The organism is Granulibacter bethesdensis, assembly GCF_001889545.1.
GTDB lineage: Bacteria > Pseudomonadota > Alphaproteobacteria > Acetobacterales > Acetobacteraceae > Granulibacter > Granulibacter bethesdensis_B.
In genome coordinates, this window is record NZ_CP018194.1 from 1,408,005 (window position 1) to 1,433,990 (window position 25,986).

At 57.7% G+C, this 25,986-nt stretch carries 29 protein-coding genes and 1 tRNA gene; 10 read left to right on the plus strand and 20 right to left on the minus strand.

Going from position 1 to position 25,986, the window contains the following annotated elements; all coding sequences use genetic code 11:
- Positions 1 to 121: 121 nt before the first annotated feature.
- A complete protein-coding gene (locus tag GbCGDNIH8_RS06485) occupies positions 122 to 568 on the minus strand; it encodes an EVE domain-containing protein (RefSeq protein WP_072572541.1) in 447 nt (148 codons plus the stop codon).
- A gap of 30 nt (positions 569 to 598) precedes the next feature.
- Between GbCGDNIH8_RS06485 and GbCGDNIH8_RS06490 the strand changes: the two genes are divergently transcribed.
- From GbCGDNIH8_RS06490 to GbCGDNIH8_RS06505, 4 genes are all read left to right on the plus strand, one after another.
- Positions 599 to 943 carry a MarR family winged helix-turn-helix transcriptional regulator gene (locus GbCGDNIH8_RS06490; protein WP_216634426.1) on the plus strand — a complete coding sequence of 115 codons (345 nt, stop codon included), beginning with the start codon at positions 599 to 601 and terminating at the stop codon, positions 941 to 943.
- A 473-nt stretch (positions 944 to 1,416) separates the two neighbouring features.
- Positions 1,417 to 2,019 (plus strand): TetR/AcrR family transcriptional regulator, encoded by a 603-nt coding sequence (locus GbCGDNIH8_RS13255; protein ID WP_072572542.1) that lies wholly within the window; start codon positions 1,417 to 1,419, stop codon positions 2,017 to 2,019.
- Between the two features lie 10 nt (positions 2,020 to 2,029).
- Entirely contained in the window at positions 2,030 to 2,314 is a 285-nt protein-coding gene (locus tag GbCGDNIH8_RS06500) for a YciI family protein (protein ID WP_072572543.1), read from the plus strand.
- A 3-nt stretch (positions 2,315 to 2,317) separates the two neighbouring features.
- Positions 2,318 to 2,926 (plus strand): DNA-3-methyladenine glycosylase I, encoded by a 609-nt coding sequence (locus tag GbCGDNIH8_RS06505; protein ID WP_072572544.1) that lies wholly within the window; start codon positions 2,318 to 2,320, stop codon positions 2,924 to 2,926.
- A 145-nt stretch (positions 2,927 to 3,071) separates the two neighbouring features.
- Here GbCGDNIH8_RS06505 and GbCGDNIH8_RS06510 read toward each other — a convergent pair whose 3' ends face one another.
- The 5 genes from GbCGDNIH8_RS06510 to glmU form a co-directional block, all read right to left on the minus strand.
- Positions 3,072 to 4,052, minus strand: coding sequence for a glycosyltransferase (locus GbCGDNIH8_RS06510; protein ID WP_253735976.1), 981 nt, complete (start codon positions 4,050 to 4,052; stop codon positions 3,072 to 3,074).
- Positions 4,053 to 4,103: 51 nt separating this feature from the next.
- Positions 4,104 to 6,311: a mechanosensitive ion channel domain-containing protein gene (locus GbCGDNIH8_RS06515; protein WP_157692566.1), complete on the minus strand. Its 2,208-nt coding sequence runs from the start codon at positions 6,309 to 6,311 to the stop codon at positions 4,104 to 4,106.
- Between the two features lie 46 nt (positions 6,312 to 6,357).
- The gene (locus GbCGDNIH8_RS06520) at positions 6,358 to 6,789 is read right to left on the minus strand and encodes a DUF3617 domain-containing protein (protein ID WP_072572547.1); all 432 of its coding nucleotides are present in this window, start codon (positions 6,787 to 6,789) and stop codon (positions 6,358 to 6,360) included.
- 76 nt (positions 6,790 to 6,865) lie between these two features.
- Complete coding sequence (gene glmS, locus GbCGDNIH8_RS06525) at positions 6,866 to 8,689, minus strand: glutamine--fructose-6-phosphate transaminase (isomerizing) (protein ID WP_072572548.1); 1,824 nt, start codon at positions 8,687 to 8,689, stop codon at positions 6,866 to 6,868.
- Positions 8,689 to 10,044: a bifunctional UDP-N-acetylglucosamine diphosphorylase/glucosamine-1-phosphate N-acetyltransferase GlmU gene (glmU, locus tag GbCGDNIH8_RS06530; RefSeq protein WP_072572549.1), complete on the minus strand. Its 1,356-nt coding sequence runs from the start codon at positions 10,042 to 10,044 to the stop codon at positions 8,689 to 8,691. Before glmU ends, glmS begins: the two co-directional genes overlap by 1 nt.
- Positions 10,045 to 10,116: 72 nt before the next feature.
- On the opposite strand from glmU, the gene GbCGDNIH8_RS06535 reads away from it, so the two are divergent.
- The gene (locus tag GbCGDNIH8_RS06535) at positions 10,117 to 10,764 is read left to right on the plus strand and encodes an HAD-IA family hydrolase (protein WP_072573703.1); all 648 of its coding nucleotides are present in this window, start codon (positions 10,117 to 10,119) and stop codon (positions 10,762 to 10,764) included.
- Here GbCGDNIH8_RS06535 and GbCGDNIH8_RS06540 read toward each other — a convergent pair.
- Complete coding sequence (locus tag GbCGDNIH8_RS06540; protein WP_072572550.1) at positions 10,761 to 11,528, minus strand: DUF3108 domain-containing protein; 768 nt, start codon at positions 11,526 to 11,528, stop codon at positions 10,761 to 10,763. The genes GbCGDNIH8_RS06535 and GbCGDNIH8_RS06540 overlap by 4 nt on opposite strands.
- A gap of 359 nt (positions 11,529 to 11,887) precedes the next feature.
- Here GbCGDNIH8_RS06540 and GbCGDNIH8_RS06545 point away from each other — a divergent pair.
- Positions 11,888 to 11,962, plus strand: a tRNA-Val gene (locus GbCGDNIH8_RS06545).
- A gap of 75 nt (positions 11,963 to 12,037) precedes the next feature.
- On the opposite strand, the gene uraD is transcribed toward GbCGDNIH8_RS06545, so the two are convergent.
- Positions 12,038 to 12,583 carry a 2-oxo-4-hydroxy-4-carboxy-5-ureidoimidazoline decarboxylase gene (gene uraD / locus GbCGDNIH8_RS06550; protein WP_095206432.1) on the minus strand — a complete coding sequence of 182 codons (546 nt, stop codon included), beginning with the start codon at positions 12,581 to 12,583 and terminating at the stop codon, positions 12,038 to 12,040.
- Between the two features lie 107 nt (positions 12,584 to 12,690).
- Between uraD and uraH the strand changes: the two genes are divergently transcribed.
- Both uraH and GbCGDNIH8_RS06560 read left to right on the plus strand, forming a co-directional pair.
- Complete coding sequence (gene uraH / locus GbCGDNIH8_RS06555; RefSeq protein WP_072572551.1) at positions 12,691 to 13,038, plus strand: hydroxyisourate hydrolase; 348 nt, start codon at positions 12,691 to 12,693, stop codon at positions 13,036 to 13,038.
- 3 nt (positions 13,039 to 13,041) lie between these two features.
- Positions 13,042 to 14,238: a urate hydroxylase PuuD gene (locus GbCGDNIH8_RS06560; RefSeq protein ID WP_072572552.1), complete on the plus strand. Its 1,197-nt coding sequence runs from the start codon at positions 13,042 to 13,044 to the stop codon at positions 14,236 to 14,238.
- 12 nt (positions 14,239 to 14,250) lie between these two features.
- Here the strand turns inward: GbCGDNIH8_RS06560 and GbCGDNIH8_RS06565 are convergent, their stop codons facing one another.
- Positions 14,251 to 14,865 (minus strand): metal-dependent hydrolase, encoded by a 615-nt coding sequence (locus GbCGDNIH8_RS06565; RefSeq protein ID WP_253805624.1) that lies wholly within the window; start codon positions 14,863 to 14,865, stop codon positions 14,251 to 14,253.
- Positions 14,866 to 15,049: 184 nt separating this feature from the next.
- On the opposite strand from GbCGDNIH8_RS06565, the gene sthA reads away from it, so the two are divergent.
- On the plus strand, positions 15,050 to 16,540 hold the full coding sequence (sthA, locus tag GbCGDNIH8_RS06570) for a Si-specific NAD(P)(+) transhydrogenase (RefSeq protein ID WP_072572554.1): 1,491 nt from the start codon (positions 15,050 to 15,052) through the stop codon (positions 16,538 to 16,540).
- A gap of 92 nt (positions 16,541 to 16,632) precedes the next feature.
- Here the strand turns inward: sthA and yajC are convergent, their stop codons facing one another.
- Entirely contained in the window at positions 16,633 to 16,992 is a 360-nt protein-coding gene (gene yajC / locus GbCGDNIH8_RS06575; RefSeq protein WP_072572555.1) for a preprotein translocase subunit YajC, read from the minus strand.
- Positions 16,993 to 17,188: 196 nt separating this feature from the next.
- Between yajC and GbCGDNIH8_RS06580 the strand changes: the two genes are divergently transcribed.
- Complete coding sequence (locus GbCGDNIH8_RS06580) at positions 17,189 to 18,082, plus strand: ATP-binding protein (protein WP_253735977.1); 894 nt, start codon at positions 17,189 to 17,191, stop codon at positions 18,080 to 18,082.
- Positions 18,083 to 18,096: 14 nt separating this feature from the next.
- Here the strand turns inward: GbCGDNIH8_RS06580 and GbCGDNIH8_RS06585 are convergent, their stop codons facing one another.
- From GbCGDNIH8_RS06585 to GbCGDNIH8_RS06630, 10 genes are all read right to left on the minus strand, one after another.
- Positions 18,097 to 19,182 carry a M48 family metallopeptidase gene (locus GbCGDNIH8_RS06585; RefSeq protein WP_072572556.1) on the minus strand — a complete coding sequence of 362 codons (1,086 nt, stop codon included), beginning with the start codon at positions 19,180 to 19,182 and terminating at the stop codon, positions 18,097 to 18,099.
- A gap of 2 nt (positions 19,183 to 19,184) precedes the next feature.
- On the minus strand, positions 19,185 to 19,661 hold the full coding sequence (locus tag GbCGDNIH8_RS06590; protein WP_072572557.1) for a DUF898 family protein: 477 nt from the start codon (positions 19,659 to 19,661) through the stop codon (positions 19,185 to 19,187).
- Positions 19,634 to 20,023 carry a DUF898 family protein gene (locus tag GbCGDNIH8_RS06595; protein WP_216634427.1) on the minus strand — a complete coding sequence of 130 codons (390 nt, stop codon included), beginning with the start codon at positions 20,021 to 20,023 and terminating at the stop codon, positions 19,634 to 19,636. Before GbCGDNIH8_RS06595 ends, GbCGDNIH8_RS06590 begins: the two co-directional genes overlap by 28 nt.
- 186 nt (positions 20,024 to 20,209) lie before the next feature.
- A complete protein-coding gene (panB, locus tag GbCGDNIH8_RS06600; protein ID WP_072572559.1) occupies positions 20,210 to 21,031 on the minus strand; it encodes a 3-methyl-2-oxobutanoate hydroxymethyltransferase in 822 nt (273 codons plus the stop codon).
- Positions 21,032 to 21,041: 10 nt separating this feature from the next.
- Entirely contained in the window at positions 21,042 to 22,313 is a 1,272-nt protein-coding gene (gene serS / locus GbCGDNIH8_RS06605) for a serine--tRNA ligase (protein ID WP_072572560.1), read from the minus strand.
- Between the two features lie 113 nt (positions 22,314 to 22,426).
- Positions 22,427 to 23,209, minus strand: coding sequence for a twin-arginine translocase subunit TatC (gene tatC / locus GbCGDNIH8_RS06610; RefSeq protein WP_172822976.1), 783 nt, complete (start codon positions 23,207 to 23,209; stop codon positions 22,427 to 22,429).
- Between the two features lie 108 nt (positions 23,210 to 23,317).
- Positions 23,318 to 23,851 carry a Sec-independent protein translocase protein TatB gene (gene tatB / locus GbCGDNIH8_RS06615; protein ID WP_072572561.1) on the minus strand — a complete coding sequence of 178 codons (534 nt, stop codon included), beginning with the start codon at positions 23,849 to 23,851 and terminating at the stop codon, positions 23,318 to 23,320.
- Between the two features lie 7 nt (positions 23,852 to 23,858).
- Complete coding sequence (gene scpB, locus GbCGDNIH8_RS06620; RefSeq protein ID WP_072572562.1) at positions 23,859 to 24,497, minus strand: SMC-Scp complex subunit ScpB; 639 nt, start codon at positions 24,495 to 24,497, stop codon at positions 23,859 to 23,861.
- A complete protein-coding gene (locus GbCGDNIH8_RS06625; RefSeq protein WP_072572563.1) occupies positions 24,494 to 25,291 on the minus strand; it encodes a segregation and condensation protein A in 798 nt (265 codons plus the stop codon). The genes scpB and GbCGDNIH8_RS06625 overlap by 4 nt, the downstream gene beginning before the upstream one ends.
- Positions 25,281 to 25,976 (minus strand): site-2 protease family protein, encoded by a 696-nt coding sequence (locus GbCGDNIH8_RS06630; protein ID WP_072572564.1) that lies wholly within the window; start codon positions 25,974 to 25,976, stop codon positions 25,281 to 25,283. Before GbCGDNIH8_RS06630 ends, GbCGDNIH8_RS06625 begins: the two co-directional genes overlap by 11 nt.
- Positions 25,977 to 25,986 lie beyond the last annotated feature (10 nt).

Below are 25,986 nucleotides of genomic sequence, written 5' to 3' on the forward strand. Positions count from 1 at the left end.
ATTACACATGCCCAACGCCGATGGTGAAGGTCGCCCACGCTATTCGGTCCTATCGAGTTCCATGTTGAGCATTGAAGCGATCGATCACACCGCCTTCGATCTGTTGCCACTATGGGCGGGGTTAGCTTCGGCTGGCTTCGAATTCAGCCAGAACACCCATCGCCTCTGCGATGCGGCGCATGTCCTCTTCTTGAAGCATCCGCTTCGGGTCGCGCATTACGATGCCCCAATTGGCACCATGATCGCGTGTTAGCCGCAGCTCGCCCAGAAGCGGTCTGATCGGGGCTGCCCTGGCGGTCTTCAGATAGTCCACATCGACGCGGTACGGATTGAAATCCATCGCCTGTTCAAAGCGGTATGGCGCGTCCGAGGTGACACGACCGATTGTCGTGAATGCCTGCACCGTCGTGCCCGCGCCCATGCCCTCGCGCGGAGAGTAATAGACGATCCAGTCACCCTTCCTGAGAGCCTTCACGGCTATGTGCTTGCCATGCCCGAGTTGGGCAAAGCCGCCGTCACGGCCTCCGCGCGCGTGTTCAGCCGATGCGACACCCATCCAGAACGTCATGATCCAATCCTTTCCTCAATGGATGCAGAATTGCGCGAGATCGGTCTGACCACGCCGCAATATGCGGTGCTCGCCTACTTGAAGGTCGAACCAGGAGCTTCTAACGTTGCGCTTGCGCGCCAGGCCTTCATCACGCCGCAGACGATGCAGGCGATTCTCGTCACCCTCGAGAAGTCTGGCTTCATCAAGCGGACTCCTCATCCGGAGCACGGGCGCGTTCAGAAGACCGAGTTGACTCCCTCGGGTGATCAGGCCCTGGCGGCAGCCTCTGAAATCGTTGCCGAAGCTGAACAGCGCCTTGTCGATGCCGCAGCGCCGCTCGGTCCTGAGGTTGTCGTAACCATGCTGATGCGGCTGGCAAATGCCCTCCGATAGGAACGGCTTTCCAAATCAGTGAGCAAGAGCAGCAAGGCAGTATGGATGAACAGGCAGATCCAGGGAGCGGACCAAATGGCGGCAGTCAACGGGTGAGGTGGAAAATGCCTCCGTCAAACATCCGAAATAGCCGCCGTTAGCACCCAAATGCCGCCGAAACCCGCCGATGGCCGCATAACGCCGAATATGTGCATAGTTGTCAGATGTTTATCACGATCTCGTAGTGCTCATCTTCGTCGGGCGCTGCCCGCCAGCTTCACCAGAATAGCATTTGCGGCAAATGATTTGCCGCAGAACGTCGCCAATTTCCCGTCGTATTACGCCTTTCTGCCTTGCCGTCTTGGACTGAGGCAAAAAGTTTCGTGCGTTCTGTCCTTGCCTTCGTAGGACATCTGACCTAATAATTTTTGGTCAGATGTCCTACGCGTGATTTGAAGCTCTTGCTTGCCGCGCCATGATCATGAAGGTCGACAATGAGCGCAAGCGAAACCCGCCAGCACATCCTGGATGTTGCCGACCGGCTTTTCTACGAACGCGGATATGAAGCGACCTCCTTTGCAGACATTGCTAAGGATGCCGGGCTATCGCGAGGTAATTTCTATTATCACTTCAAGGCCAAGGACGAGATTCTTTATGCGGTGATCGACCAGCGCTTGGCAAACACACGCGCCATGCTGAATGCTTGGGAGAAAAACGTGGAAGCGCCCGCAGACCGTATCCGCAGTTTCATCGGCATACTCATCGCGAACCGGACGAAGATCATGGCTCACGGCTGCCCGGTCGGTACGCTCTGCAACGAACTGGCGAAACTCGACCATGCGGCGAAAGACGATGCCACCCGGCTGTTCACCCTGTTCCACAATTGGCTCGCCCGGCAGTTTGCCGCGCTCGGATGTGAATCCGATGCGGAAGCGCTGGCGCTACACATACTGATGCGTAGCCAAGGCGTCGCAACGCTCGCAACTGCCTTCCGCGACGATGATTTCATTCGCCGAGAGGTCGCTGACATGGAGGCATGGCTGCACGCGCAAGCCCCTGTCGCATCATCATCATCTCATTCCCTCCACCCCTCCTGATGGAGCAATCATGTTCGTCATAAACCTTCGCTTCGCCGACAAAACCAAAGCTCCGAAGTTCATGGACGGGCACAATGCCTGGATCAAACGCGGCTTCGACGATGGCGTGTTCCTGCTGGTTGGCAGCCTCCAACCGAATGCCGGCGGCACGATCGTCGCACATAATGCGCCAGCGGCGGAGATCGAGGCACGTGTGCAGGATGACCCCTTCGTCATTGAGGGCGTAGTGGAGGCCGAGATCCTCGCGATTTCGCCGACCCGGACCGATGAACGGCTCGCCTTCCTGAAAGCGTGAGAGATGAGCACAACGATCGCCGGTCCGGATGGACGCCCGCGCTGCCGCTGGTGCATGGGCGCACCTGAATTCCTCGCCTATCACGACACGGAATGGGGCTTCCCGGTAGACGACGATCGCCGGCTGTTCGAGAAGTTGTGCCTCGAAGGGTTTCAGTCGGGCCTGAGTTGGCGGACGATACTCGCAAAACGCGAGAATTTCCGCGCCGCCTTCCATGGGTTCGATTTCGAACGGATCGCCGGTTTCTCCGACGCGGATGAGGAACGTCTGCTGAAGGATAGCAGCATAGTGCGTCATCGCGGCAAGATCGCCGCCGTCATCAACAATGCGAAACGCGCGCAGGACCTGGTGAGGCGGGAAGGCTCAATCGCCGCCTACGTCTGGCGCTTCGAGCCAACAGCGGATGAATTGGCCAGGCCTCAAACCGCATCGACTTCAACTGCTTCCATCGCGCTATCGAAAGACCTGAAGAAACGTGGCTGGTCCTTCGTCGGTCCGACCACCGTTTATGCCTTTATGCAGGCCATGGGCCTCATCAACGATCATGCGGAGGGATGCATTGTTCGGGAACAGGTGGCCGCCGCCAAGACAACCTTTACACCACCTGCCTAGCCCAAAAGAGAAAGAATACCCGCCGTTCACCTGATGTCACCGTCGTTAGTACGCTACCACCGCTGAGCCCCGCCAGTTACCGCATAATGCGAATTATCCACATAATTATCAAATTGTTGTCACGATCTCATAGTGCTCATCTTCATCAATTGTCATCACGATGCAGAAGCTCCGGCAACACCTGCGCTACGAGCGCACTGTAAAGCTGGGTTTGCTGATGTGCCTGAATATACAGAGGATCTATTTTTCCCACATAGGATTTGGTCCGCACTGACCCGTACCAATGAACAACGATGGTTTGCGGCATAAGTGCCTTTTTGAGGGCCTCTGGTGCATGACCGCATGGCCGAAACCAGTGTTCAGAGATTTCCGGTGCAAGAGGATAAAAATATTCCGGATCATGGACGACAAGATCCGGAATAAGCCCTTTGCCGATCAGTTCCTGCAATAAATCAGGCCCCAACGCATTGGGCTTTACCTGTTTGTCAGCAGACATTGCGACCATATGCCGCAAATAAATCTCAAATAAAGGCGCTTTCGGTGCGCCGCCCATGATGGCGCCGTTGATGCCTCGGAAATAGGCTCCCTCAACATAACGGTAAAAACGCCAACCTTCGGGCAGCACCCTCATAGCCTTGCGCATCACATCCAAAGTCAGCACCCACCCCCATACGAACGGAGATCGGGACAATTTGACCCAATAAGGCCAGACGATCCTTTCAACGCCAATGAACTGCTGTAATTGAAACAGCGATGAAAATGACGCGATTGTTACAGTATCGACATCCAGATAGATGCCACCATCACGATATAAAATCGCCGCCCGTAATATGTCTGACAAAATAGCAGGACTGGAAACATGGCTATATAAAACCCACACTTTGTCATCCAGGCCCAACTCCGCTCCGACTGACTGCAATAAAGCCTGCGGGTTGATCCGGGACAGGCGGATGGATGACACCGCCCGCAATGCTTCAAGCACCTGACTGCTTTCCAACTCATCAGTGTGGTGCAGGATGACTTCATCCGCCTCGCCATGGGCAGCAGCGGACAGCAGGGCAATACCATAAGCCCAGGGCAACCTCGACCCTATCCAGCAGAAGTGCAGCAAACTGGTCGTAGGCATGGCAGATCTGGCAACTTTCATGCCCGGCATTCCGGAATGGTTCACGTGTTTTTATGCAGGCTGCTGGCCGGTTCCGGGCTGAACTTCATCCAGAAACAGCCGCATACCGGGAACGGCGATTTCAATTCCGTGCTCTTCCAGCACGTTCTTGACGATCTCGTTATAGGCTCGGCCAATGACCCACTGCTCGCCGGGCAGCGTCTTGATGCGGGCGCGGATGCTGATGATCGCCGGAGAAAGGTCGATCACACCCTGCATATCGAGTGTTCCAATGATGGCGCCGGCATGTTCAGTCTGCATCAACCGGTCAAATGCCTCGAACATGGCCGCCTTGGTATCCGGGATACTGGCGCGGTGACCAACGCGCACTACAGCAGCATGCATGGAGAAGATACGGTTGTGATTTGAGACACGATCAACCGATGAAAACGGAATCAGATGGTAAATACCGTCCACGCTGCGAATAGCAACCGACCGGATCGTCAGTTTTTCGACCGTCCCCTGAATACCCGCGGCTTCCACCACGTCGCCCTCATTCATTGCATTTTCGAACTGAATGAACATGCCGTTGATGATGTCCTGCACCAGCTTCTGGGAGCCAAAACCGATAGCCAACCCGAATACCCCCGCACCAGCCAGCAAGGGCGCGGTATTGACGCCCAGCTGTGACAGGATCGCCAGCACAACGATAACCGCCATGGTGATGGAAAACGCGTTCCTGAACAGGGAGAGCAGAGTCCTCTCGCGGGAGGAAATGCCGTGCTCCTCCCCCTGCAACAGCCGTTTCTCAATCCAGGAAATCACCAGCATATAAATCGCTGCGCTGCATCCCAGAACGATCAGCACCGATATTCCGGCTGACAGTGTAAATTTTCCGGCATCAGTCTTTAACCAGCCGATAACATCGACCACTGCCCAGACTTGCAACAATCCCAGCACGGTCACCACGAAAACCGTCAGCCGCAGAATGCGACGCAGCGGATTGATCAGCCTTCCCAGCCAGATATTCAATAAGGGGATTGCACGTTTCAGTCGATCTGCAACGGAGACGTCATTGTGTAGCATCGCCAGCTTGCTCAAGGCGAAGCCACCCACCAGCAGAATGACAACGGAATATACCGAGGCCCGCAGCACGAAAGGCAGCAGCCATGGCATACTCAGCCAGCATATGAACAGCGCCGTCAGCCACAGCGTCACAATCGCATGCCAGATTGCCGCGATAACGGCACCGAGCCGGGCAAAGATATCAGATGCACCCTCTAAAGAACCATGATTGGTCAATCTGGTCAGGGCCATACGACCCTCCCGGCGTTGCACGATGCAGAACCAGATGGCAACGATCAGTGCGGACAGAACTGTCAGCGTTTCCAGCGCATGACCGCCATCAATGGAGACTGTTTCCATCAGGGGAATGACCATCAGGAAACTGTAGCCAAACACCGACGCCGACCATGCCAGCCAGCTGTACCAGAGTCTGGCCCTGTGATTGGCTTCAGAAAGCGTGCCCATTTTCAGGAAGCGTAAATGCGGCAGATGCGGTGTAAAAATTGCCCGTAAAGCCACCCTGAAGGATTCAACCAGCAGGAAAGAGCGCAGGAACATGTCCTGTCCGGCGGTGACGTTGGCTCCGTCTTCAATCAGCCGCGCCAATTCCTCTCCGGCCAGCCACGCAATGACAACCGTGCCGACATCAAGCAGCACAATCGTCAGCAATCGCAGCACTTTCCCTGCAAAACTGCCCGGCCGATGCAGCCAGACAGGAGTTGAGAGACGTGCAGTTATCCATCGGACTGCATAGAACGCCGCGAATGTCCCGGCTGCAACGCCCGCCATGTTGCGGAAGATCATCAGGACATGCCAGCTGAACAACCGGGATGTCCCGTGCAACACCTCCAGCAGCTCTCTGAACGCCATCTGCCATACCGACAGAAAGGAGCGGAGATGCTGAAACAGCAGAGCGGAAAAATTAGCCAGATGAACCGCTACCGGCTCTGGAGGTGATGCATCCCTTTTTTTATCGTCTGTCGCCGTTTTTTTTAAACGTTCGATCAGGCGTGCACGTGCCTTGTCATCCTCAAGAATTTTCACCAACCCATCAATATCAGGGTCCGCGTTCCCGGATGTGTCAGAGGAAGATGCAGAGGGAAGATTCAGCCCCGGAATGATGCCGGGGCGGGACGAAGGGGCGGCTGCCAGACCGGGTTGAACACAATGCAGCCCAACGCCTGTCAGAAGCAGAAACAGTCCAAGCCGCTTCATCACCTTTACCCTCTGCACGGCCTCATAATGCCGAAAAATGGCATGATCAGGGCGCTTTTGGGCACTCACCAGTGCGGCGGCCATCAATCGTGATATGGGCCAGCGGTTTGCCATCCTGCGTATTGTCGATCACGCCGGTCAGGTGTGTTGCGCTGTCAAACACGAACTTTCCACTGCTGGCAATTTTCTTTTCGTTCTTGCATTCCACCATCCAGGACAGGGTGGTGCCGTCCCAGTGATGCGTATTGTCACATTGCGGCATGGATTTGCTGAAGTTGAAACCGGCTTCCGGGTTTTTTGCCTCTTCCGGGGTGATGCACTGGGTCTTCTGACGCTTGACCGTTTTTTCATCCTTCTGGGCGGTGATATCAATCGTCCACAGACCCGACTGAATCTCGGTTGCCCGCGCCAGAGCCGGCAGGCCAATGCAGAAAGAAAGAATGAAAGCAGCGGTTCCGTTGAACAGGGCCTTGTTCATGAGCAGTATTCCTCGAAAATGATATTGGTTTTGAACGAAAGAGGCCTTCGTTCCAGAATTGGGCAGCGTGGTCCAGTTACTCGACCGTGACACTTTTAGCGAGGTTACGAGGCTGATCGACATCGGTACCCTTCATGACCGCGACGTGATAGGCCAGAAGCTGAACAGGAATGGCGTAAAGCAACGGGGCCACAAACGGGTCAACCTCTGGAAGGATGACCGTCTCAGCTGCGATACCCTTCAAACGCTCTGCCCCCCGTTCATCGCTGAACACCATGATCTGGCCGCCTCTTGCTGCGGCTTCCTGAAGATTGGAGGCTGTTTTATCAAAAAGCGGGCCGCTGGGGGTAATGGCGATGATCGGCACGCTATGGTCGATCAGGGCGATGGGACCATGCTTCATCTCGCCTGCCGCATAGGCTTCGGCATGGATATAGCTGATTTCCTTCAGCTTTAACGCACCCTCATGAGCGATAGGATAGCAATTTCCCCGCCCCAGATACAGCACATCCCGGGCTTCTGCGACCCGTGCTGCCACGCGCTTGATGGCGTCATGCCTTTCCAGAACCTCGGCAGCCGCGCCGGGCACTTCCAGCAGAGCAGCGGTCAGGCGCGCTTCTTCGGCATGATCCAGCAGACCACGGTGACGCCCGGCGGCAATGGCGAGGCAGGCCAGCACAGATAACTGGGCTGTGAACGCCTTGGTGCTGGCAACGCCGATCTCCGGCCCGGCAATGGTTTGCAGGACGGAGTCACTTTCACGGGCAATGGTGCTCTCGGCAACGTTGACGATGGAGAGAAGTGTCTGCCCACCTGCTTTCAGACACCGCAGAGCCGCCAGAGTATCGGCCGTTTCGCCGGACTGGCTGACCAGCAGGCCCAGTCCACGCTCTGGCAAGGGCGGTTCACGATAACGGAATTCGCTGGCAACATCGCTGTCAACCGGCAGGCGCGCCAATGTCTCGAACCAGCGGGCGCCCACCAGGCCGGCATAATAGGCTGAGCCACAGGCTGTCATGGTAATGCGTGAAATATCCGACCAGTCAAAAGGCAATTCCGGCAGCGCCACCTGACGGGTCGCCGGATTGACCATCTGGTGCAGCGTATCACCGATCACCGCCGGGTGTTCATGGAGCTCCTTCTCCATGAAATGCCGGTATTCGCCCTTGCCGATCGCAGCACCACTATAGGCGGTGAGCTTGACCTCCCGCGCGGCTTCTGTGCCATCCTCCGTAAAGAAACGGGCACCTTCCCGTGTCACCAGCACGTAATCGCCATCCTTCAGATAGGCGATCCGCCGGGTCAGGGGCGCCAGAGCCAGAGCATCAGAGCCAAGAAACATTTCCTGATCCCCATAGCCGACCGCCAGAGGTGCGCCCTGCTGTGCGCCGATGATCAGATCAGGATGCCCGGCGAACAGCATGGCCAGCGCATAAGCTCCCTCCAGACGACTCAGGGCGGCCTGCGCCGCGGCGACCGGCCCCATACCCTGCCTCAGATGCAGATCGACCAATTGGGCAACGGTTTCCGTATCGGTTTCTGTTTGAAAAACCTGTCCCTCCGCCTCCAGCTCGGTCCTCAATTCGGCATGATTCTCGATGATCCCGTTATGGACGATGGCCACACGGGAGGTGCCATGCGGATGGGCATTGCTCTCGGTCGGAGCGCCATGCGTGGCCCAGCGCGTATGGCCAATGCCGGTCAGTCCCGGCAGAGGGGCGCGATCCAGCAGGGCAGTCAAATTGGCGAGCTTTCCCTCTGCCCGGCGGCGGTCGATGATCCCATCCACCAGCGTGGCGACCCCGGCACTGTCATAGCCGCGATATTCCAGCCGACGAAGGCCGTCCAACAGTAAAGGGGCGGCATCCCGCGCCCCGATGACACCCACAATGCCGCACATCAGACGCTGCCCTTCAGTTGACGGCGAATCTCCGCCGCACGCTCTGGCTTGTTTACCTGCCGCCCGCGGGCAAGCGCCAAGGCATCCGCTGGTACGTCATCGACAATAACGCTTCCAGCCCCCGTAATCGCCCCATTTCCAATCCTCACCGGGGCAACCAGCGCTGTATCGGAGCCGATAAACACATCGTCCCCGATCTCTGTACGGTGTTTGTGCACGCCGTCGTAATTACAGGTGATGGTGCCAGCGCCGATATTGGCACGCGCACCGACCTCGACATCCCCCAGATAAGTCAGGTGATTTGCTTTCGCGCCCTCGCCCAGCGTTGCCTGTTTCAGTTCAACGAAATTACCGACATGAGCCCCTGCCCCCAGAACACTGCCCGGACGCAGACGTGCATAAGGGCCGACCAGCGTATGCTGACCGACATGACATCCTTCCAGATGGCTGAAAGCACGGATTTCCGCCCCTTCCTCCACCGTGACGCCGGGGCCGAACACCACATGGGGACCGACCAGCACATCCGGCGCAAGCCTTGTGTCAGCCGAAAGAAAAACCGTGTCCGGCGCGGTCATGGTAACGCCGTTTTCCAGAGCCTGGCGGCGCAATGCGATCTGGACCGTCGCTTCAGCCTCGGCGAGTTCCACTTTGCTGTTGATGCCGCGCAACTCTTCATAAGGGGCTTCAACAGCCGCGACATGCCCCCCCGCCGCAATCGCGAGCGGAATGATATCTCCCAGATAATACTCACCCTTGCTGTTGGCGTTATCGACACCACCCAGCCAGGCTGCCATTGACGCGGCATCGGCACAGAACACACCTGCATTACAGAGCGTTACAGCTCTTTCCTGCTCATTTGCCTCCGCATATTCGACGATGCGGGAAACATAGGCTCCGTTATGGAGCTTCTCCGTTATCACCCTGCCATAGCGTCCCGGCTCGGGCGGGCGCATGGCGAGCATGGCCAGCACCGCATCGCCCTGCCGGCGGCGCTGCACAAGGGCGTGCAGGGTTGCGGTCGAGATCAGGGGGTTATCCCCATACAGGATCGCAACCTCTCCCTGCTTCACCAGCGCCATCGCCTGCAGGGCGGCATGTGCGGTGCCAAGCCTTTCCTGTTGCACCACGGTGGGATGGGGGGCCGCTTCCCGGGCAACACTCTCCATATCCGGGCCGATGACCACCACGATATGGCTGAACACCTGCTCGCAGGCTGCAATCAGATGCCGCAGCATGGAGCGCCCTGCAATCTGGTGCAGAACCTTGGGGCGGGCGGACTTCATTCTCGTGCCGAGCCCGGCCGCAAGAATCACGGCGGTGCCGGCTGGCTGGGAGTAAGACGGGGTATGATCCATGCGGAATCCGCTAGCGCTGCCAGCCGGTTCCTGTCAAAGCCTGAAAGATCACTTCAGATTACGGAATGCGACATGCGCACGGTACTGCTGGATCTTGATGGAACACTGGTCGATTCGCTGCCTGACATCACCCATGTCCTGAATGGCACGCTGCAGCGTGCCGGGCTGCCGTCCTACACGCAGGCGGAGGTCGGGCCGATGGTCGGGGATGGCGCCCGTGCTTTGCTGACCCGGGCGGCCAATGGACGGGGAGCGACCCTGACCGAAGCAATGATGCAGGATTTCATGGCAGCCTATGCCGACCATGCGACCAGCCATTCCCGTTTGTATCCCGATGTTCCGGATACGTTGGCCGAGCTGAAAAAACGGGGCTGGACCTTGCTGGTTTGCACGAACAAACCTGCCGTTCCGGCGCAGGTCATTCTGGAAAATTTTGAAATAGCGTCTTTTTTTGCAGCGGTGGGCGCGGGAGACAGTTTTCCGGTTCGCAAACCTGATCCGGGCCATCTGCTCTCCACCCTTGCGCTCGCGGGAATGACGCCGGAAGGGGCGATCATGGTGGGCGATCACAGCAACGATATTGATGCCGCAGGTTCAATTCCCATCCCCTCCGTCTGGGCGCGATGGGGATACGGCACCGATGCAATGGGTACAGACGCTACGGCGATTGCCGAACGATTTTCCGACCTGCCAGACCTTCTGGATCGCCTTAAAGCCTAACCCTGCGGGGCGCTGATGCTATCCAGATAGAAGGTAATGCTCCCCATCCAGCGCGACTTTACATCATCAAAGCGCATGCGGATGGGGAATACCTGGGCTGGTCCTGCCGGTCCCAGCCACGCCGTTGCATGCCATGGTCTGGATGCGGGAATACCGGCACTTTCGACTGCCTGCTTCTGCCCGACAATATCGCAACGCATCGTCTGAACCGGTCTTGGTTCATCACTGACTGGTGAAAGCAACTGATCGGTCCCGCTCAGCGTGGAATGAATCGTTGCAATACGCCGCCCGTCAAAGGTGGTTGTGGCTCCCGCACAGCCACCCGACAAGGCTGCCTGATGCGTGAGGGCAACCATCGCACTCAGACTGTCCAGTGCGATATGCTTGAACGGAAAAGTGGAAATCTTGTGCACTGCATCTTCCGGCCCCAGCCTGATCCCGCTTGGCTGTCCCTTGCGATAGAGAACCTCTGTCACACTCTGTCGTCCGTTAACGGAACCGGTGCTGAGAAACAGGGATGGCACGGGGGAGCCATCCTGCCAGTCTCCAGCAGCCTCGGTGATTGACCAGGTGGAGCGTATCCATTGCAGGATTCCCGCCGTCCGGGATTCCAGCAATACGTGATAATGCATGTCGTTCCAGACCACCCGCACGATCACATCCGCAACATGCAATCCTCTGGCATAGGCGTGGTAGGTGGCAATAATGGCTGTATTGGCAGATGGCTCGTCGGCCTCGATACGGTCGGGCAGGCGAACCGGCATATGAGCCAACTGGACCCCAGAGGGAGATATCGGGGGAGATATATCGGGTGATAGGCTATGGGATCCTTCCTGTGATCCTCCCTGAGTGGCCGTCGTCTGGGCCATCCCATGGCCTGCCAGAACGCAATATCCCGCAATGATCGCTGTGGCGAGGCATACCCTGTTTACGGCAGTACCTGATTTATGAACCGGTTCCATGATTACGCCCCATTCTCCATGATCTGTGAAAATACGGCTGCCACAATTTCAGCGACCCTGAACTGAAAGATACCGCCCGAAAAAACACCTCTGTCCGTCAAATCTCCCGAAAGGAGGGCTTGCCACCATCCGCATTCCGTCATAGAACGCGCCCATCGGATGGGCGCGTAGCTCAGCGGGAGAGCATCGCCTTCACACGGCGGGGGTCACAGGTTCAATCCCTGTCGCGCCCACCATCCTTTACCAGACACAGTATGGCCAAAATCCTTAAAACACAAGAATGAACCGCACGCTGTTACAATCGTGCGAAATCATTCCATCGGTTGATCCAGGCTGTCGGAATCGCTGAATCTGTCATTCAGCCTGAACCACGCAATCCGATTGATCTGATCCAGAGCCTCCTGCCTTTCCTCCCTTTCGGTTCTGCGCAGGCGCGCTTTCATCGCTGCGATAATGCTGTCAGGATCATGCCCCCTCACCGCGATGATAAAGGGATAACCGAAGCGTTCACGATAGGCGCGGTTGAGCGTTACCAGACTATGCCGGCGTGCATCGTCGCACGCATCAAGTCCTGCCCCATGCTGTTCGGAACGTGATTCAGGGGTCAACTGCATTGCCCTGTCCGGCGCCAATTCCGGATGGGCGTTGATCAGGGAAAGCTGTAAGGGCGGGTCAGCGCTGTGCACTGCCTGTGTCAACGCTGCATGCAGGCTATGGATATCCCCAAAAGGCTCTGCCCGCCAAGCATGTTCGGCAACCCATGGCGAGCGTTCGTAAATTCCTTCCAGCATCGCCATAAATTCTTCCCGTGGCATATTCCGGCTGAACGGCCAGCAGGGCTGACGGTTTCCATCCATGATGCACCATTCCCTCTCTTGGCAGAGCATCCGCCAGCCTGCGATGCTGGCAGCCCCTGACGAGACATCATTAAAGCCGTCCATCATCAGCAGACAAAGGCATCTGAATGGGACAACTTACCACGCATGTTCTCGATACGGCACGGGGCGTGCCGGCCGCAGGCATTCCGGTGCGGCTTTATCGCCAGGGGGAGCCTGAACCCCTCATCACGACAATCACCAACAAGGATGGTCGCTGTGATACGCCATTGTTGCATGGAGCAGCGCTGATTGCCGGACGCTATGAACTTGCTTTCGATGTAGGAGCCTATTTCGCCGCCCGGGATTCCTCCCTGCCGGATCCGCCATTTCTGGAGACAGTGCGTCTGGCGGTCGGGCTTTCTGACCCGTCCGCGCATTATCATGTACCGCTGCTGGTCTCCCCATGGGGTTACACCACCTATCGGGGCAGTTGAGCGATGAACCTGCTTGTTCCTTATCTCGGCAGTTGGCTGGAACTGCTTTTCCGCTGGTTCCATGTAGTGGCCGGCATCGCGTGGATCGGTGAATCGTTCTATTTCGTGATGCTGGATCGCGGTTTACGGTCCCCTCCCCCTGATGCGGCATCCCGTGGCGTGGCTGGAGAGCAATGGGCCGTGCATGGTGGCGGATTCTACCATATGCAACGCTATCGCATCGCACCGCCTGATCTGCCGCATGAGCTGCACTGGTCGAAATGGAAAGCCTACGCCACCTGGCTAAGTGGTTTCGCGCTGCTCAGCGCGCTCTATCTGGCCCAGCCGGGATTATATCTGGTTGATCCTGACGTCATGGCGCTGCCCCCTTATGGTGCATCAGTGCTAGCGGTCGGATTTCTGATCGCGGGATGGGTCATCTACGATGGTTTATGCCGCTTGCTTGGTACACGTGATCTCGCTCTTTCCGTGGCAGTGGGGCTGTTCGTCATCGGAGCCTCCTGGGCAGGAACCCATCTGTTCTCGGGCCGCGCCGCTTTCCTGATCGTCGGAGCAATGCTCGCCACGATTATGGCGGCCAATGTGCTGATGGTGATTATCCCCGGCCAGAAAACCATGGTTGCCGCCATGATGCGCGGAGAAACACCCGATCCCGAACCGGGACGCAGAGGGCGGCAAAGATCGGTTCACAATACCTATTTCACCTTGCCGGTCGTCTTTACGATGATCAGCAATCACTACGCCTTCACCTTCGCGGATCATGATCGATGGGTCATGCTCTGTGCGATCATGCTGGCCGGGGCGCTGACAAGACAGTTTTTCGTCGCCTGGCACGAAGGCCGGCGCGTCTGGGCGTTGCCTGTCTCCGCCTCGATTATCATGGCAGCAGTGATTGTATGGAGAGCACCATATCCTCTGCCTGAGACCGAAAAAAACAGGGCCGCAGCCCCCTCCTTTTCCCGGATCGCGACCATCGTGCAGAACCGCTGCACGCCATGCCATTCTGCTCATCCCACATTGATGGAAAGTGCTCCGGCTGGTCTGGCGCTTGATACGGCCACCTCCATCATGGCCAATGCATTGCGCATTCAGCAGCAAGCCTCTGTGCTGAAAACCATGCCGCTGGGTAATGCCACGCATATGACCGAGGAAGAGCGATCCGCCATGACACGCTGGGTCGAAAGCATGCACCACCCTTGACGAACAAAAATCTCAGATACTCTCCCGGCCTGCTGAGCCGTGATGCACCCGGTCCGCCGTCACAGACCGACCACCATGAGCATGCCCGGATGCACAGAAAGGAAAGAAATCTTTCGGCAGCACAATACAGGCCGTCTGCCTCAACCCGACCAGACTGCTGGCCGGGCTGACCCCGGTGGCCGATCCAGCCCCCCAGAGCGCAAGCGCCACGATCAGCGGCTCAAATGCCGACCCGGTGCGACACAGCGGCAAGGCCCAGGTGCCTTTCAGTGGCCAACCCAGCCTCAACCCGGCCGGCGTCAGAAGATCAGCCGCCAGATGCGACAGATACCCAGTTACCAGGGGATCAATGATGGTTCGTGGCAGCCGGGAATGCTGCATTGCCCAGCCGCAGGCAATGATTGCCAGCAGGGAATGGGTCACGCCCCGATGGCCGAAAGCCTTGCTCAACCCGATCGACAAACTACCCAGACGCTGGCCGACCCATGATTTCGGGTGATCCACATCCGGCAACAGCGCACCAGCCACGGCAAGCGCCAGCCCTGCCGCATCGGCAGGCGGAAGGCCCAGCTTCGGCGCAACGATCAGCCACGCTGCCGCGCCAAGCGCCACGTGGGAGCCAGCCATCATCGCGAAACGCCCGTGTCTAAAAAACGGGCACCATCACTAAAGTGAGAGAATCGGCTCCACAAGGTTGATTCTGAATAATTTTTTAAACTGTGTCTCAGGCGGTTCCCCTGCGCGGACAAAACTGGGAAGACTATACTCAGGCTCAGGCGACACTTTATCAACAAGGCGGGACATTCTTCGTATGGTGAGCCTCGATAGTTCAGCGATCCCTTCCACCGAGCAGATTTACGATCTGATCGTCATTGGCAGCGGCCCTGCCGGGCGCAGGGCGGCCATTCAGGCTGCCAAGCTCGGCCATACCGTGCTGGTAGTAGAGCGAGGGCAAAAAGTAGGCGGCGTTTCGGTCCATACCGGCACAATCCCCTCCAAAACCCTGCGGGAGACGGTTCTCAACCTGTCAGGCTGGCGGGAACGGGGATTTTACGGCCGTTCCTATCGGGTCAAAAAGGATATCGAGGCCAATGATCTGATGAACCGTCTGCACATCACACTGTCACATGAGGTGGATGTGCTGGAACACCAATTCTCTCGCAACCGCGTCCGTACCATCCATGGCGTGGCACGCTTTCTGGACCGGGAGCATGTCGAGATCACGACCGCTCCGGAAATAAGCTTTGTAGCCCAGGCGGCCCGCATTCTTATTGCAGTAGGCACTGTACCGCACCGGCCTGCCAATATTCCGTTCGACGGCAGGACGGTTCTCGATAGCGACGAAATTATCTCTATTCCTACCCTGCCTCGCAGTCTGACGGTTATCGGAGCGGGTGTGATCGGCGTTGAATACGCAACGATTTTCCATGCCCTTGATATCAAGGTCACGCTGGTCGAGCCTCGCAAGACATTGCTGGATTTCATCGACAGCGAGTTGGTGGATGACTTTCTGCATCAACTTCGTGATTCCGGCATGACGATCCGCCTCGGCTCGGCAGTCGAAGGCATCGTTTTCGAAAACGACCATCCGGTCACACTTCTCGAAGGCGGCAGGCGTCTCCCCTCTGACATGGTGCTCTATGCAGCCGGACGAAGCGGCGCCGTCGAGGGGCTGGGACTGGAAACCATCGGACTGGTCCCGGACAAGCGTGGACGCCTGAGCGTCAATCCCCAGACCATGGAAACATCGGTTCCCGGTATTTATGCAGCCGGTGACATTATCGGCTTCCCCAGCCTTGCCTCCACCTCCATGGAACAGGGGCGCATTGCCGCCTGTCATGCTTTCGATGCGCCCTCACCACCTGCACCGGATTATTTTCCCTACGGTATCTATTCCGTGCCGGAAATGTCGACGGTCGGGTTGACCGAGGAACAGGTCAAGGAACGGCATATTCCTTATGAATGCGGGATTGCCCGCTTCAGGGAAACCTCACGCGGGCATATCATGGGCCTGTCGAATGGACTCATGAAGATGATCTTCTCCCTCAAAACCCGCCGCCTGCTGGGCGTACATATCGTAGGAGAAGGTGCGACGGAGCTGATCCATATCGGGCAGGCCGTGCTGAACCTGCATGGCACGCTGGATTACTTCATCGACAACACATTCAATTATCCGACCCTTGCAGAAGCCTACAAGATCGCTGCGCTGGATGCCTGGAACCGCATGGCCTATGAAGCGCCCTTGCCCACAGCCCCACTTCCGGCTGATCCAGTGCCGGGCGTGCCCAGCACCACAGCCTGAAAACAGAAAAGACGGTTACACCCGGGTTGCCGGGCGTGACCGTCTCATTTGATCCGAGACTGATAGTGACGGCATTATCTGTCTGTAAGCGATCAGCCAGCCTTGGCAGCCGCCTTCGTGTCATTGGCCGCCTGCGGATTGATGACGCTGGCGATGGTATCGCGCAGCACGATCACTTTAACATTCGGCGCAATCTCAACCTCGATTTCAGGAGTACCGTCGGTGGCCTTCACCACACGGCCGACAATACCGCCAGACGTCACAATCTGATCGCCGCGCTTGAGGCCGGCAAGAGTGGCTTTCAACTTCTTCGCCTGCTGCTGCTGAGGACGAATCAGCAGAAAATAGAACACACCAAACACCAGCAGCAGCGGCAGATACTGCATCATCTCGGTGGTACCCACGCCTCCGGCAGACTGGGCGAAGGCCGGGGTGATCAAGTTTGGAAACATCGTATGCACCTTGATGATGTGGCAGAGGCAGGGAAAGACACGGCCTGAACCGCAACGGGCCGGTGCCGCACCATAAATTCTGCTCCCGCTCGCTTCAAGGCCGCTTTCTCACAGCACCGCTATGCCCGGTTGCTTCGCAGGCTTCTCCGCATATCCGAAATCCGGTGATATACAACCCCTGTCTTCAGAGGGATTGATGATGACATCGTTCAGCCCACAGGATTCCGCCAACCTGCACCGCATTGCCGAAGCTCTGGAGCGTATGGCTCCTCCCCCGCCTCCGCTCCCTTCCTTACGGGATGCGGATGCTTTCGTGTGGGAGCCCGCGCAAAATCATCTTCTGCCGGTTCCAGCCGTAGCATATGTGTCCATCAGCCTACTGCAGGGCGTCGAACGACAGCAACAGATCCTGCTGGATAATACGCTGCGTTTCTCCAGAGGGCTGCCCGCCAATAACGCGATGCTGTGGGGCGCGCGCGGGATGGGAAAATCCTCCCTCATCAAAGCAGCTCATGCCGAAGCAAATCACCAGCGCCCTGGCAGTCTCGCCCTGATCGAAATCGCCCGGGAGGACATTGCGACCCTGCCAACCCTTCTGCGTCTGCTGCGTCATCCCGCTATCGGTAACCCGAGACAGTGCCTGATTTTCTGTGATGACCTTTCGTTTGAAAAAGAAGATGCCGATTACAAGGCATTGAAATCGGTTCTGGATGGCGGCATCGAAGGAAGGCCGGCCAATGTCCTGTTCTATGCCACCAGCAATCGCCGTCATCTCATGCCCCGCGACATGATCGAGAATGAGCGGTCAACCGCCATCCACGCCTCCGAGGCAACGGAAGAGAAAGTATCACTCTCCGATCGTTTTGGATTATGGCTGGGCTTTCATAATGCGGATCAGGATACGTTCCTGAGCATGGTGGATCAGTATGCCGCCAGGCTGGGGCTGCCGATAGAGACGCAGGCACTGCATGAAGATGCACTGGAATGGTCAGTCACCCGGGGCGCGCGCTCAGGTCGTGTTGCCTGGCAGTTCATTCAGGATCTGGCCGGACGGCTGGGCATGGTCATCAGCCCGGATGCACTGCGATAAGGGATACAGAATTATTATTCTTCATCGGTATCGGTGTTTGTTCTGGACGACGTCTTTTCATCGCAGACCCGCCGCACTGCCTGCCAGTCCTTATCACTCATGGCCGATGCACCTGAAGAACTGCCCGGATTGGCATGATGTCGTGCAATCGTCGTCGGATGGTCGGAGAGGAATTCAACGGACAGAGAATGTTCTTCCCGTTTCTCCAAAGTTTCAAAGAAATGAGCGAGACCATCGGAGCGCAATCCGGCTTTCTGAAGAAACCGGATTGCTGCTTGATCAGCCCGCTCTTCCTGCCTGCGGTTATAATGAAGCCCCAGCGCCTGCGTGGCAAAATCCGCGGACAGGGACCAGTTTCCGCCCGTTATGACTGTCTCCAGCACACCTAAACCAAAAAGCCGCACCAGAAGCTGCATGGGATCATGATAAAATATATGACCGGTTTCGTGCGCCATGACACCGGCCACTTCATCGGAATCCCGGCTGGCGTCAATCAGACCACGCAATAACACAATGCGTCGCCCCGGCATCGTAAAGGCGTTGACTTGGGGGGCATCAATAACATCCAGGTGAACAGAACCATTAATCCCCGCTGCATGAGCAATTTTCTGTTCCAGTACCCGCAGTGCATGCAGCCCGGTTTCACCCGTGCAGACTTGTTTTTTAGCTATGAGGCTCTTCGCAACCTGCTGACCGAGCCATTGCTCGGTATGGTCTGGAATCAAGAGGGCAGCCCATTCGGGTGCACGGTCGATCAGAATGAATACACTGAGAACGCAGGCAACAATCCCCGCGGTAATATAGAACCATACAAGCTTCGTGCTTTTGAAGCGTATTCCCAAACGGCCGAGGCCGTCAGGATCGCTGAGAATCAGCCGGTCAGCATGCCCCCGCCGATACAGAATGACGTCGTTTTCAGGCGTTTGTTCGCCATGTCTGATGGTCCGTAATTTCCAGATAACTGCCGGATAATCCGGCCGCTCTATCATCAGATGTGATCCGTGCACGTGGATGGCAACACAATGCGTCTCCGCCGTGCTGCCATCGTGGTATCGCGCCGGATAGAAGTTTGGCACGATACCATCGTCTGATGGGACCATACTCAGAATCCACTGCCTCCATCCAAGACGTTCAGAAGACCCTCGCCAGTAGTGGGTCGCGACTGCGTATTCTGGTGCAGCCACTCGGCCTGAAGCGGGTTACCGGTTAACAAAATATGACGCTCCAGAAACCGCATATTCCGCTGGATAACCAGCGGCAATCCCAGTCCGAGCGTGAACAAGGTGATCAGAAAATTTCCGGCCAGTAGTCCCAGCAGTTTCAGTCCTGTAACACTGCTGAAAAAGCGAAACGACGCGTACGTTGTGTGACCAATCACATGGCGAATAAAAAGAGCCATGTACCAGCATGAAACAAGTGTTGCCAGAATAAGATAAGCAAACAGCGCCACTACGCCGGCAAGAGCAGTAATGGCCCATACATTTTTCGCAATTTCCGGTTCGGAATTTGGAAGAGTTTTGAAAAGCGTCACTAATGAACGCCCATTATCGGTCAATTCCCAAGGATCAGCCCCGAACATAACCGCCAGCACATACTTGGAACAGGAACAAGAGAAGGGCTGAGCCTGGCAAGGCCATAAGCGGCAGCAACAGTCGCTGCAATCAACAAGAGGAGCAGACCCAACACCTTCAGAAAACCGAGAAATAACTCACCACCCGTTCCGGTATAGGTAAAGCGGGTATCCTGAAAACGGCAACTCGACCATAGATAACGCCGCATTCTGGAAATAGCCCAGAATCGGTAGATGCCGAGTGTCACGATACTCAAAAGAAGATTGATCAGAAAAATTTTATAAAGGCCGCCAATTTTTCCGTCATACTGGAAAAAAGGTCTTGGTTGTTCTGATAGTTGGGCCTGATAGTACGTAGAACTTTCGTTCACCACACACTCTCTCCTTGCCATATCTGACCGGTTAAGCAGTGTGGAATAAAAAAGTTACTGAGGCAATATTATTACCATTTCACAGTTATTATACTGCAAGAAAAATATAAACGCTTCATTATGAGAATCAAAAAGGCCATTCAGCATGACCATGCAATTACCTTTCCTTACTCTTACACAGAAGCATTATCGCGATAAAGTGTAACAATGCCTCATCTCCGGAAAGCGCCGTGTGCGTACGTCCTCCGCATAACGGGAAGCGGCATCAGCAACCGTCAGCGCCAACTCGGCATAGCGTTTCACAAAACGAGGCTGGAAAGTGCCGTATAACCCCAGCATATCATCCGTTACCAGAACCTGACCGTCGCACTGTGGCGAGGCCCCAATTCCGATGATGGGAACCGCAACCGAACGGGTCATGCCGGCGGCAACCGGTTCCAGCGTGCCTTCCAGAACGATCATGAATGCCCCTGCTTCCGCCACGGCCATGCCATCGGCCAGAACACGCGCCGCACTGTCCTCTGTGCGACCGGTGGCGCGATAACCGCCTTCCATCAGGGTATCCTGCGGCATCAACCCGACATGCCCGCAAACCGGAATGCCGCGCGCCGTCAGGAAAGCAATGGTCTCCGCCATCTCCTGCCCCCCTTCCAGCTTGACGGCCCCGGCCCCGGTTTCGGCCAGAAGCCGTGCGGCGTTCCGGTAAGCCTGCTCAGGACTTTCCCGATATGTCCCCCATGGAAGATCGACGACCACGCAGGCCCGGCTGGACCCGCGCACGACCGCCGCAGCATGGGCAATCATCATCTCCAGCGTCACCGGCAAGGTCGTCTCGAACCCGTAAATCACCATGCCAAGACTGTCGCCCACCAGCAGCACATCGACATGCGGATCGAGATGCCCGGCCATGGGCGCAGTATAGGCCGTCAGGGCCACAATCGGCGCGCCTCCCTTACGGGCCTGCAGTGCCGGAACGCTGATACGTCCTGACCGTACCACACTGCTCATGACGGTACCCTCACGCGGAAATACGCTCCAGCCCACCCATATAGGGACGCAGAACGGCAGGCACCTCAATGCTGCCATCCTCGCGCTGATAGGTCTCCATCACAGCGATCAGCGCCCGTCCGACGGCAACGCCTGAGCCATTGAGCGTATGCGGCACGCCCGCCACCTTACCATCTGCACCACGATAACGGGCATTCATCCGGCGCGCCTGAAAATCGCGGCAGTTGGAGCAGGAGCTGATTTCCCGCCATGCTTCCTGCCCCGGCAACCAGACCTCCAGATCGTAGGTCCGTGCCGCCGAGAAACCGGTATCGCCCGAGCATAAAAAGACACGCCGGTATGCAAGACCGAGATTTTCCAAAACCGTCTCGGCACAGCGCGTCATACGCTCATGCTCGGCATCGCTGTCCTCCGGCCGGGTGATGCAGACCATCTCCACCTTGTGGAACTGGTGCTGACGCAGCATGCCGCGTGTGTCCCGTCCCGCGCTGCCCGCCTCGCTGCGGAAACAGTCGGTCAGTGCGGTCATGCGCATTGGCAGGCTGGCTTCATCGACTACACTGTCTGCCACCAGATTGGTCAGCGGCACCTCGGCGGTCGGGATCAGCCAGCGTCCATCAGTAGTGCGGAACAGATCCTCGGTAAATTTAGGCAGCTGGCCAGTGCCATATACCGTCGCATCATTCACCAGAGACGGTACCTGCATTTCAGTAAAGCCATGCTCCATGCTGTGCAGATCGAGCATATACTGGCCCAGCGCCCGCTCCAGCCGCGCCAGAGCGCCACGCAGCACGACAAAACGTGCGCCTGCGAGTTTTGCTGCGGCATCGAACAGCATCATGCCCAGCGCCTCACCCAGTTCGAAATGCTGGCGGGCGGGGAACGGAAAGGAAATCGGTTCACCGACCTGTTTCAGAATGACGTTGGCATTCTCATCGGGGCCATTGGGAACTTCGGCATCCAGACTATTGGGAAGACGCTCCAGCAGGCTTTTCTGCTCCGCATCCAGCGATGCGCTACGTGCCTCCAGCGCCTCCATCTCATCACGCAGGGCAACAGCGGTAGCCTCCAGCATGGAAGTGTCAATTCCCTGGCGCTTGCCCTGTCCGATTTCTTTGGCCAATGCATTGCGGCGCGCCTGATATTCCTGCAACCGGGTCTGCGCTACGCGGCGATCGGCATCCAGCGCCAGCAGGCTGGATGCGGAGGCAGGCAGGCCACGGCGGCCCAGCGCCGCATCGAAAGCGGCGGGATCGGCGCGTAAAGCGCGAATATCGTGCATGTTGCCTCCAAAATGATCGTCCCGGTCCGGTCGGCCTCGTGGCCTGCTCCCGGCCCGGCATCACTGAATGAAATCCGGGTATCCGTGCTTATAGCGGAGAGCCTGTCCCGCCGTTAATCCCCGCCTTCATCATTCTCCGGCGTGGCTGGTTTCGGGGCGACGATGCGCGCGGCAATAATCGACACCTCATAGAGTGCCACCAGAGGCAAGGCGAGGCCAATCATAGTGATGGCATCGGGCGGTGCCAGCACTGCCGCAATGGCGAACATGGCAACAATTGCATAACGGCGCTTGGCGGCCAGAGACTGCGCGCTGACCAGCCCGACCCTTGCCAGCAGAGACAGCCCGACCGGCAACTGGAACGCTATGCCAAAAGCGAGGATTAGCTTCATCACCAGCGCCAGATATTCACCGATTTTCGGCTGCAACTCGATCGGGATGCCGCCTCCACCATCGGGTGTGGAGAAATGCAGGAAAAACCGCCATGCTGCAGGGAAAATGGCGAAATAGGCCAGTGACGCCCCCATGAGGAACAGTACCGGTGTCGCGATCAGGAAAGGCAGAAAAGCCCGTTTCTCACTGCGATACAGGCCGGGTGCGACGAACATCCAGACCTGTGACGCGATGATCGGAAAAGACAGGAAGGCGGCACCGAAAATGCCGACCTTCATATAGGTGAAAAAACCCTCGGTCAGGGCGGTATAGATAAAGCGCGGATTGGCTACCCCCCGATCCTTCAGCGCATCGGCCAGCGGCTTGGCCAGCCAGAAATAGATCGTGTCGGAAAACCAGTAGCACAGCGCAAAACACAGTCCGAACGCCGCAAGAGACCAGAGCAGCCTGCGGCGCAGCTCCAGCAGATGCTCCAGTAACGGCATCGGCTTGTCATCGATCATGTCGTCCTGTGTGTGCGCTGCCACCAGACTTCAACTTTCACTACAGAATACCATCACACCCACGGACATAACCGGAGCCAGTCTGCGGAGCCATACGTTGTTCAACCCTTACCCCTGATCGGCAGGCGGGATGAAGGCCGGAGCACGGCGGGCGGAGCGGAATGCCTCCTCCGGCGGAATGAAAGCCGGCGCCGTCGCCGCACGACGGGCGGTTTCCGAAGAAACCGTGTTCTCCATCGTCCATTCCGGAGCCATGTTTCTCTCATCCATGACCGGCAGGGAATGAAATGGCCGTTCTGCGACCGTATGGGCCTCATCGCCACCCATAATCATCGGCGCAGGCGATGGTGCCATCGGGTTACTGTTGAAGGTGGAGCGCATCGATCCATCCGGGTCCAGCGTCCGGCTCAACTGGTGGCGGAGATTAACGCCGCGCAGATCGTTGAAGGTCTCCCGCACCTCACCGAGATCGGCCTCCTTCATCATCTGATCCATCTGCCCCTGAAAATCGGCGGCCATGGAACGCGCCTTGCGAACCATGCGTGCGACACCGCGCATGGCACCCGGAATATCCTTCGGGCCAATAACCACCAGCGCAACGACACCAATGACAGCGATCTCGGACCATGCAAAATCAAACATCGCCCGGTTATCCTTCCGCCCTGATTTCTGCGGGCATGATCTCTACAGGGGTTTCTTCATCCTCTGGAACAGCTTCGGAATCAGTGTCGGTGAAAATGCCTGGACGAGGCGACACTCTTTCCTGTCCTGCACCATCGGTCAGCAATTCCTCCCGCTTCGGCAGATCGGTCAGGGATGTCAGGCCGAACTGCTCCAGAAAACGGGCCGTGGTGCCCCACAGGCTTGGCCGTCCCGGCACTTCCTTACGCCCGCGCGGGGTGATCAGCCCGGCTTCCAGCAATGTATCCAGCGTGGACTGGCTGAGCGTGGCGCCTCGGATTTCCTCGACCTCACCCCGTGTGACAGGCTGATGATAGGCAATGACGGCCAGCGTTTCCATCGCAACACGGGGCAACCGCCTTGGCACCTCCACCACCCGACGCAGGGCGTTGGCAAGGTCCGGAGCCGTGCGGAACTGCCATCCCCCGGCAATTTCGTGCAGTTCGATCCCTCGTCCTGCATAACGCTGGCGCAGTAATGGCAGGATCATCTCAGGGTCCGCCCCGACCGGCAAGGCATGGGACAGCGCGGTGACGGAAACCGGGCTGGCACTGGCGAAGATCACGGCTTCCGCAAGCCTGAGATAATGCTCCAACTCATCGTTCATGACTGGTTGCTTTCCGTCTCTTCCGGAGTGTCTTCAGCCATTTGCCCTTCGCCACGCAAGAGGATCGGCCCGAATGGCGCCTCCTGTCGCAGGCGGACTGCGCCATGGCGCGCCATTTCCAGCCCGGCAATCAAGGTGCTGGCCAGAGCAGCCTTCCGTTCCAGCGGACTCAACAGATCCTGCGGAATAAATTGCTCCAGACTGGTCCAGTCCGGCAGGCTTCCCACCAGTTTTTCCAAACGGCCCAGAGCATCCTTGACACTCCAGAAAGATACCGGCTTGGGCCGGTAAATGCGCCGCCTGCCGCCACGACGCCTTGCCGAGAGATAGGCCCCCACCAACCCGGCCACATCCAGTTTCAGCCGGGAGCGATCATAGTCCGTAAAATTCTCCGGCATGCCACGGATGAACACCTCCTGCCCGACCTGCGGACGATCGGCCAGCCAGGCCGCCAGACGCTGCATGGCTTGCAGATGGGCGAGACGCTCGGCCAGAGCCTCCCCCGCCAGTTCGCCTTCCTCCGCCTCAGCAGGAGACGCCGGAAGCAGAAGGCGGGATTTCAGCCAGGTCAGCCAGGCCGCCATGACCAGCCAATCAGCCGCCAGTTCCAGCCGGACCGCCCGCACACCCTCGACTACCGCCAGAAACTGCTCGACCAGAGAGAGGATCGAGATCGTCGCCAGATCGACTTTCTGCCCGCGGGCCAGTTCCAGCAGCAGATCGAGCGGTCCCTCGAACCCCTCCAGCCGCAGCAGCAGCGCGCCATCCTGCGGCTCGGGCATCTCAGCCACCATCGTGCCCCGCCAGACGCAGGACAAGGCCAACCGCAGGCCGCAGCATCCGGTCCATCAGCCACCGGACCGGATCCAGGTTCATTCCCATTTGATGCCCAAGCCATGGCAGCAGCATCACGATCATAAGGACCGGCAAAACGCCGTAGCGATCAAGCCTGACCCAGTGCATCGCCACCCGCGCCGGCAACACGGCGGCGATGATCCGGCTGCCATCCAGTGGGGGGATCGGGATCAGGTTGAACAGGCCAAGCGCGAGATTAAACAGGATGAAATCGAACAGCCCGTCCATCACCCACTGACTGGTCTGCACAGGCATAAACGGCAGCAGGTGCAGCGCCAGCGCGCCCAGCCATGCCAGCAGAAAATTCATCGCTGGCCCTGCTGCTGCAACCACCCCCATCCCCTGCAAGGGGTGGCGGAACCGCATCACATTCACAGGCACCGGCTTTGCCCAGCCGAAGATGAACCCCGGATGACCGGTGGCAACCAACTGCCCAAGCACCATGAGACCAGGAACAATAATACTGCCCATCGGATCAATATGCCGCAGTGGGTTGAGCGATAACCTGCCCTGCTCCCGCGCCGTGGGATCACCCAGCGCAAAGGCTGCGAACCCGTGCGCTGCCTCGTGCAGTGTGATGGCAAAAACCGCCGGGATCAGCGAAAGCAGCAGATGCGATAGCATAGGGTGTAAT

Bases quoted from the DNA above. Each gene is read 5' to 3' on its own strand.
- GbCGDNIH8_RS06485 (WP_072572541.1), bottom strand. From the start codon at position 568: ATGACGTTCTGGATGGGTGTCGCATCGGCTGAACACGCGCGCGGAGGC.
- GbCGDNIH8_RS13255 (WP_072572542.1), top strand. From the start codon at position 1,417: ATGAGCGCAAGCGAAACCCGCCAGCACATCCTGGATGTTGCCGACCGG.
- GbCGDNIH8_RS06500 (WP_072572543.1), top strand. From the start codon at position 2,030: ATGTTCGTCATAAACCTTCGCTTCGCCGACAAAACCAAAGCTCCGAAG.
- GbCGDNIH8_RS06505 (WP_072572544.1), top strand. From the start codon at position 2,318: ATGAGCACAACGATCGCCGGTCCGGATGGACGCCCGCGCTGCCGCTGG.
- GbCGDNIH8_RS06510 (WP_253735976.1), bottom strand. From the start codon at position 4,052: ATGCCTACGACCAGTTTGCTGCACTTCTGCTGGATAGGGTCGAGGTTG.
- GbCGDNIH8_RS06515 (WP_157692566.1), bottom strand. From the start codon at position 6,311: ATGAAGCGGCTTGGACTGTTTCTGCTTCTGACAGGCGTTGGGCTGCAT.
- GbCGDNIH8_RS06520 (WP_072572547.1), bottom strand. From the start codon at position 6,789: ATGAACAAGGCCCTGTTCAACGGAACCGCTGCTTTCATTCTTTCTTTC.
- glmS (WP_072572548.1), bottom strand. From the start codon at position 8,689: ATGTGCGGCATTGTGGGTGTCATCGGGGCGCGGGATGCCGCCCCTTTA.
- glmU (WP_072572549.1), bottom strand. From the start codon at position 10,044: ATGGATCATACCCCGTCTTACTCCCAGCCAGCCGGCACCGCCGTGATT.
- GbCGDNIH8_RS06535 (WP_072573703.1), top strand. From the start codon at position 10,117: ATGCGCACGGTACTGCTGGATCTTGATGGAACACTGGTCGATTCGCTG.
- GbCGDNIH8_RS06540 (WP_072572550.1), bottom strand. From the start codon at position 11,528: ATGCCGGTTCGCCTGCCCGACCGTATCGAGGCCGACGAGCCATCTGCC.
- uraD (WP_095206432.1), bottom strand. From the start codon at position 12,583: ATGGATGGAAACCGTCAGCCCTGCTGGCCGTTCAGCCGGAATATGCCA.
- uraH (WP_072572551.1), top strand. From the start codon at position 12,691: ATGGGACAACTTACCACGCATGTTCTCGATACGGCACGGGGCGTGCCG.
- GbCGDNIH8_RS06560 (WP_072572552.1), top strand. From the start codon at position 13,042: ATGAACCTGCTTGTTCCTTATCTCGGCAGTTGGCTGGAACTGCTTTTC.
- GbCGDNIH8_RS06565 (WP_253805624.1), bottom strand. From the start codon at position 14,865: ATGGCTGGCTCCCACGTGGCGCTTGGCGCGGCAGCGTGGCTGATCGTT.
- sthA (WP_072572554.1), top strand. From the start codon at position 15,050: ATGGTGAGCCTCGATAGTTCAGCGATCCCTTCCACCGAGCAGATTTAC.
- yajC (WP_072572555.1), bottom strand. From the start codon at position 16,992: ATGTTTCCAAACTTGATCACCCCGGCCTTCGCCCAGTCTGCCGGAGGC.
- GbCGDNIH8_RS06580 (WP_253735977.1), top strand. From the start codon at position 17,189: ATGATGACATCGTTCAGCCCACAGGATTCCGCCAACCTGCACCGCATT.
- GbCGDNIH8_RS06585 (WP_072572556.1), bottom strand. From the start codon at position 19,182: ATGGTCCCATCAGACGATGGTATCGTGCCAAACTTCTATCCGGCGCGA.
- GbCGDNIH8_RS06590 (WP_072572557.1), bottom strand. From the start codon at position 19,661: ATGTTCGGGGCTGATCCTTGGGAATTGACCGATAATGGGCGTTCATTA.
- panB (WP_072572559.1), bottom strand. From the start codon at position 21,031: ATGAGCAGTGTGGTACGGTCAGGACGTATCAGCGTTCCGGCACTGCAG.
- serS (WP_072572560.1), bottom strand. From the start codon at position 22,313: ATGCACGATATTCGCGCTTTACGCGCCGATCCCGCCGCTTTCGATGCG.
- tatC (WP_172822976.1), bottom strand. From the start codon at position 23,209: ATGATCGATGACAAGCCGATGCCGTTACTGGAGCATCTGCTGGAGCTG.
- tatB (WP_072572561.1), bottom strand. From the start codon at position 23,851: ATGTTTGATTTTGCATGGTCCGAGATCGCTGTCATTGGTGTCGTTGCG.
- scpB (WP_072572562.1), bottom strand. From the start codon at position 24,497: ATGAACGATGAGTTGGAGCATTATCTCAGGCTTGCGGAAGCCGTGATC.
- GbCGDNIH8_RS06625 (WP_072572563.1), bottom strand. From the start codon at position 25,291: ATGGTGGCTGAGATGCCCGAGCCGCAGGATGGCGCGCTGCTGCTGCGG.
- GbCGDNIH8_RS06630 (WP_072572564.1), bottom strand. From the start codon at position 25,976: ATGCTATCGCATCTGCTGCTTTCGCTGATCCCGGCGGTTTTTGCCATC.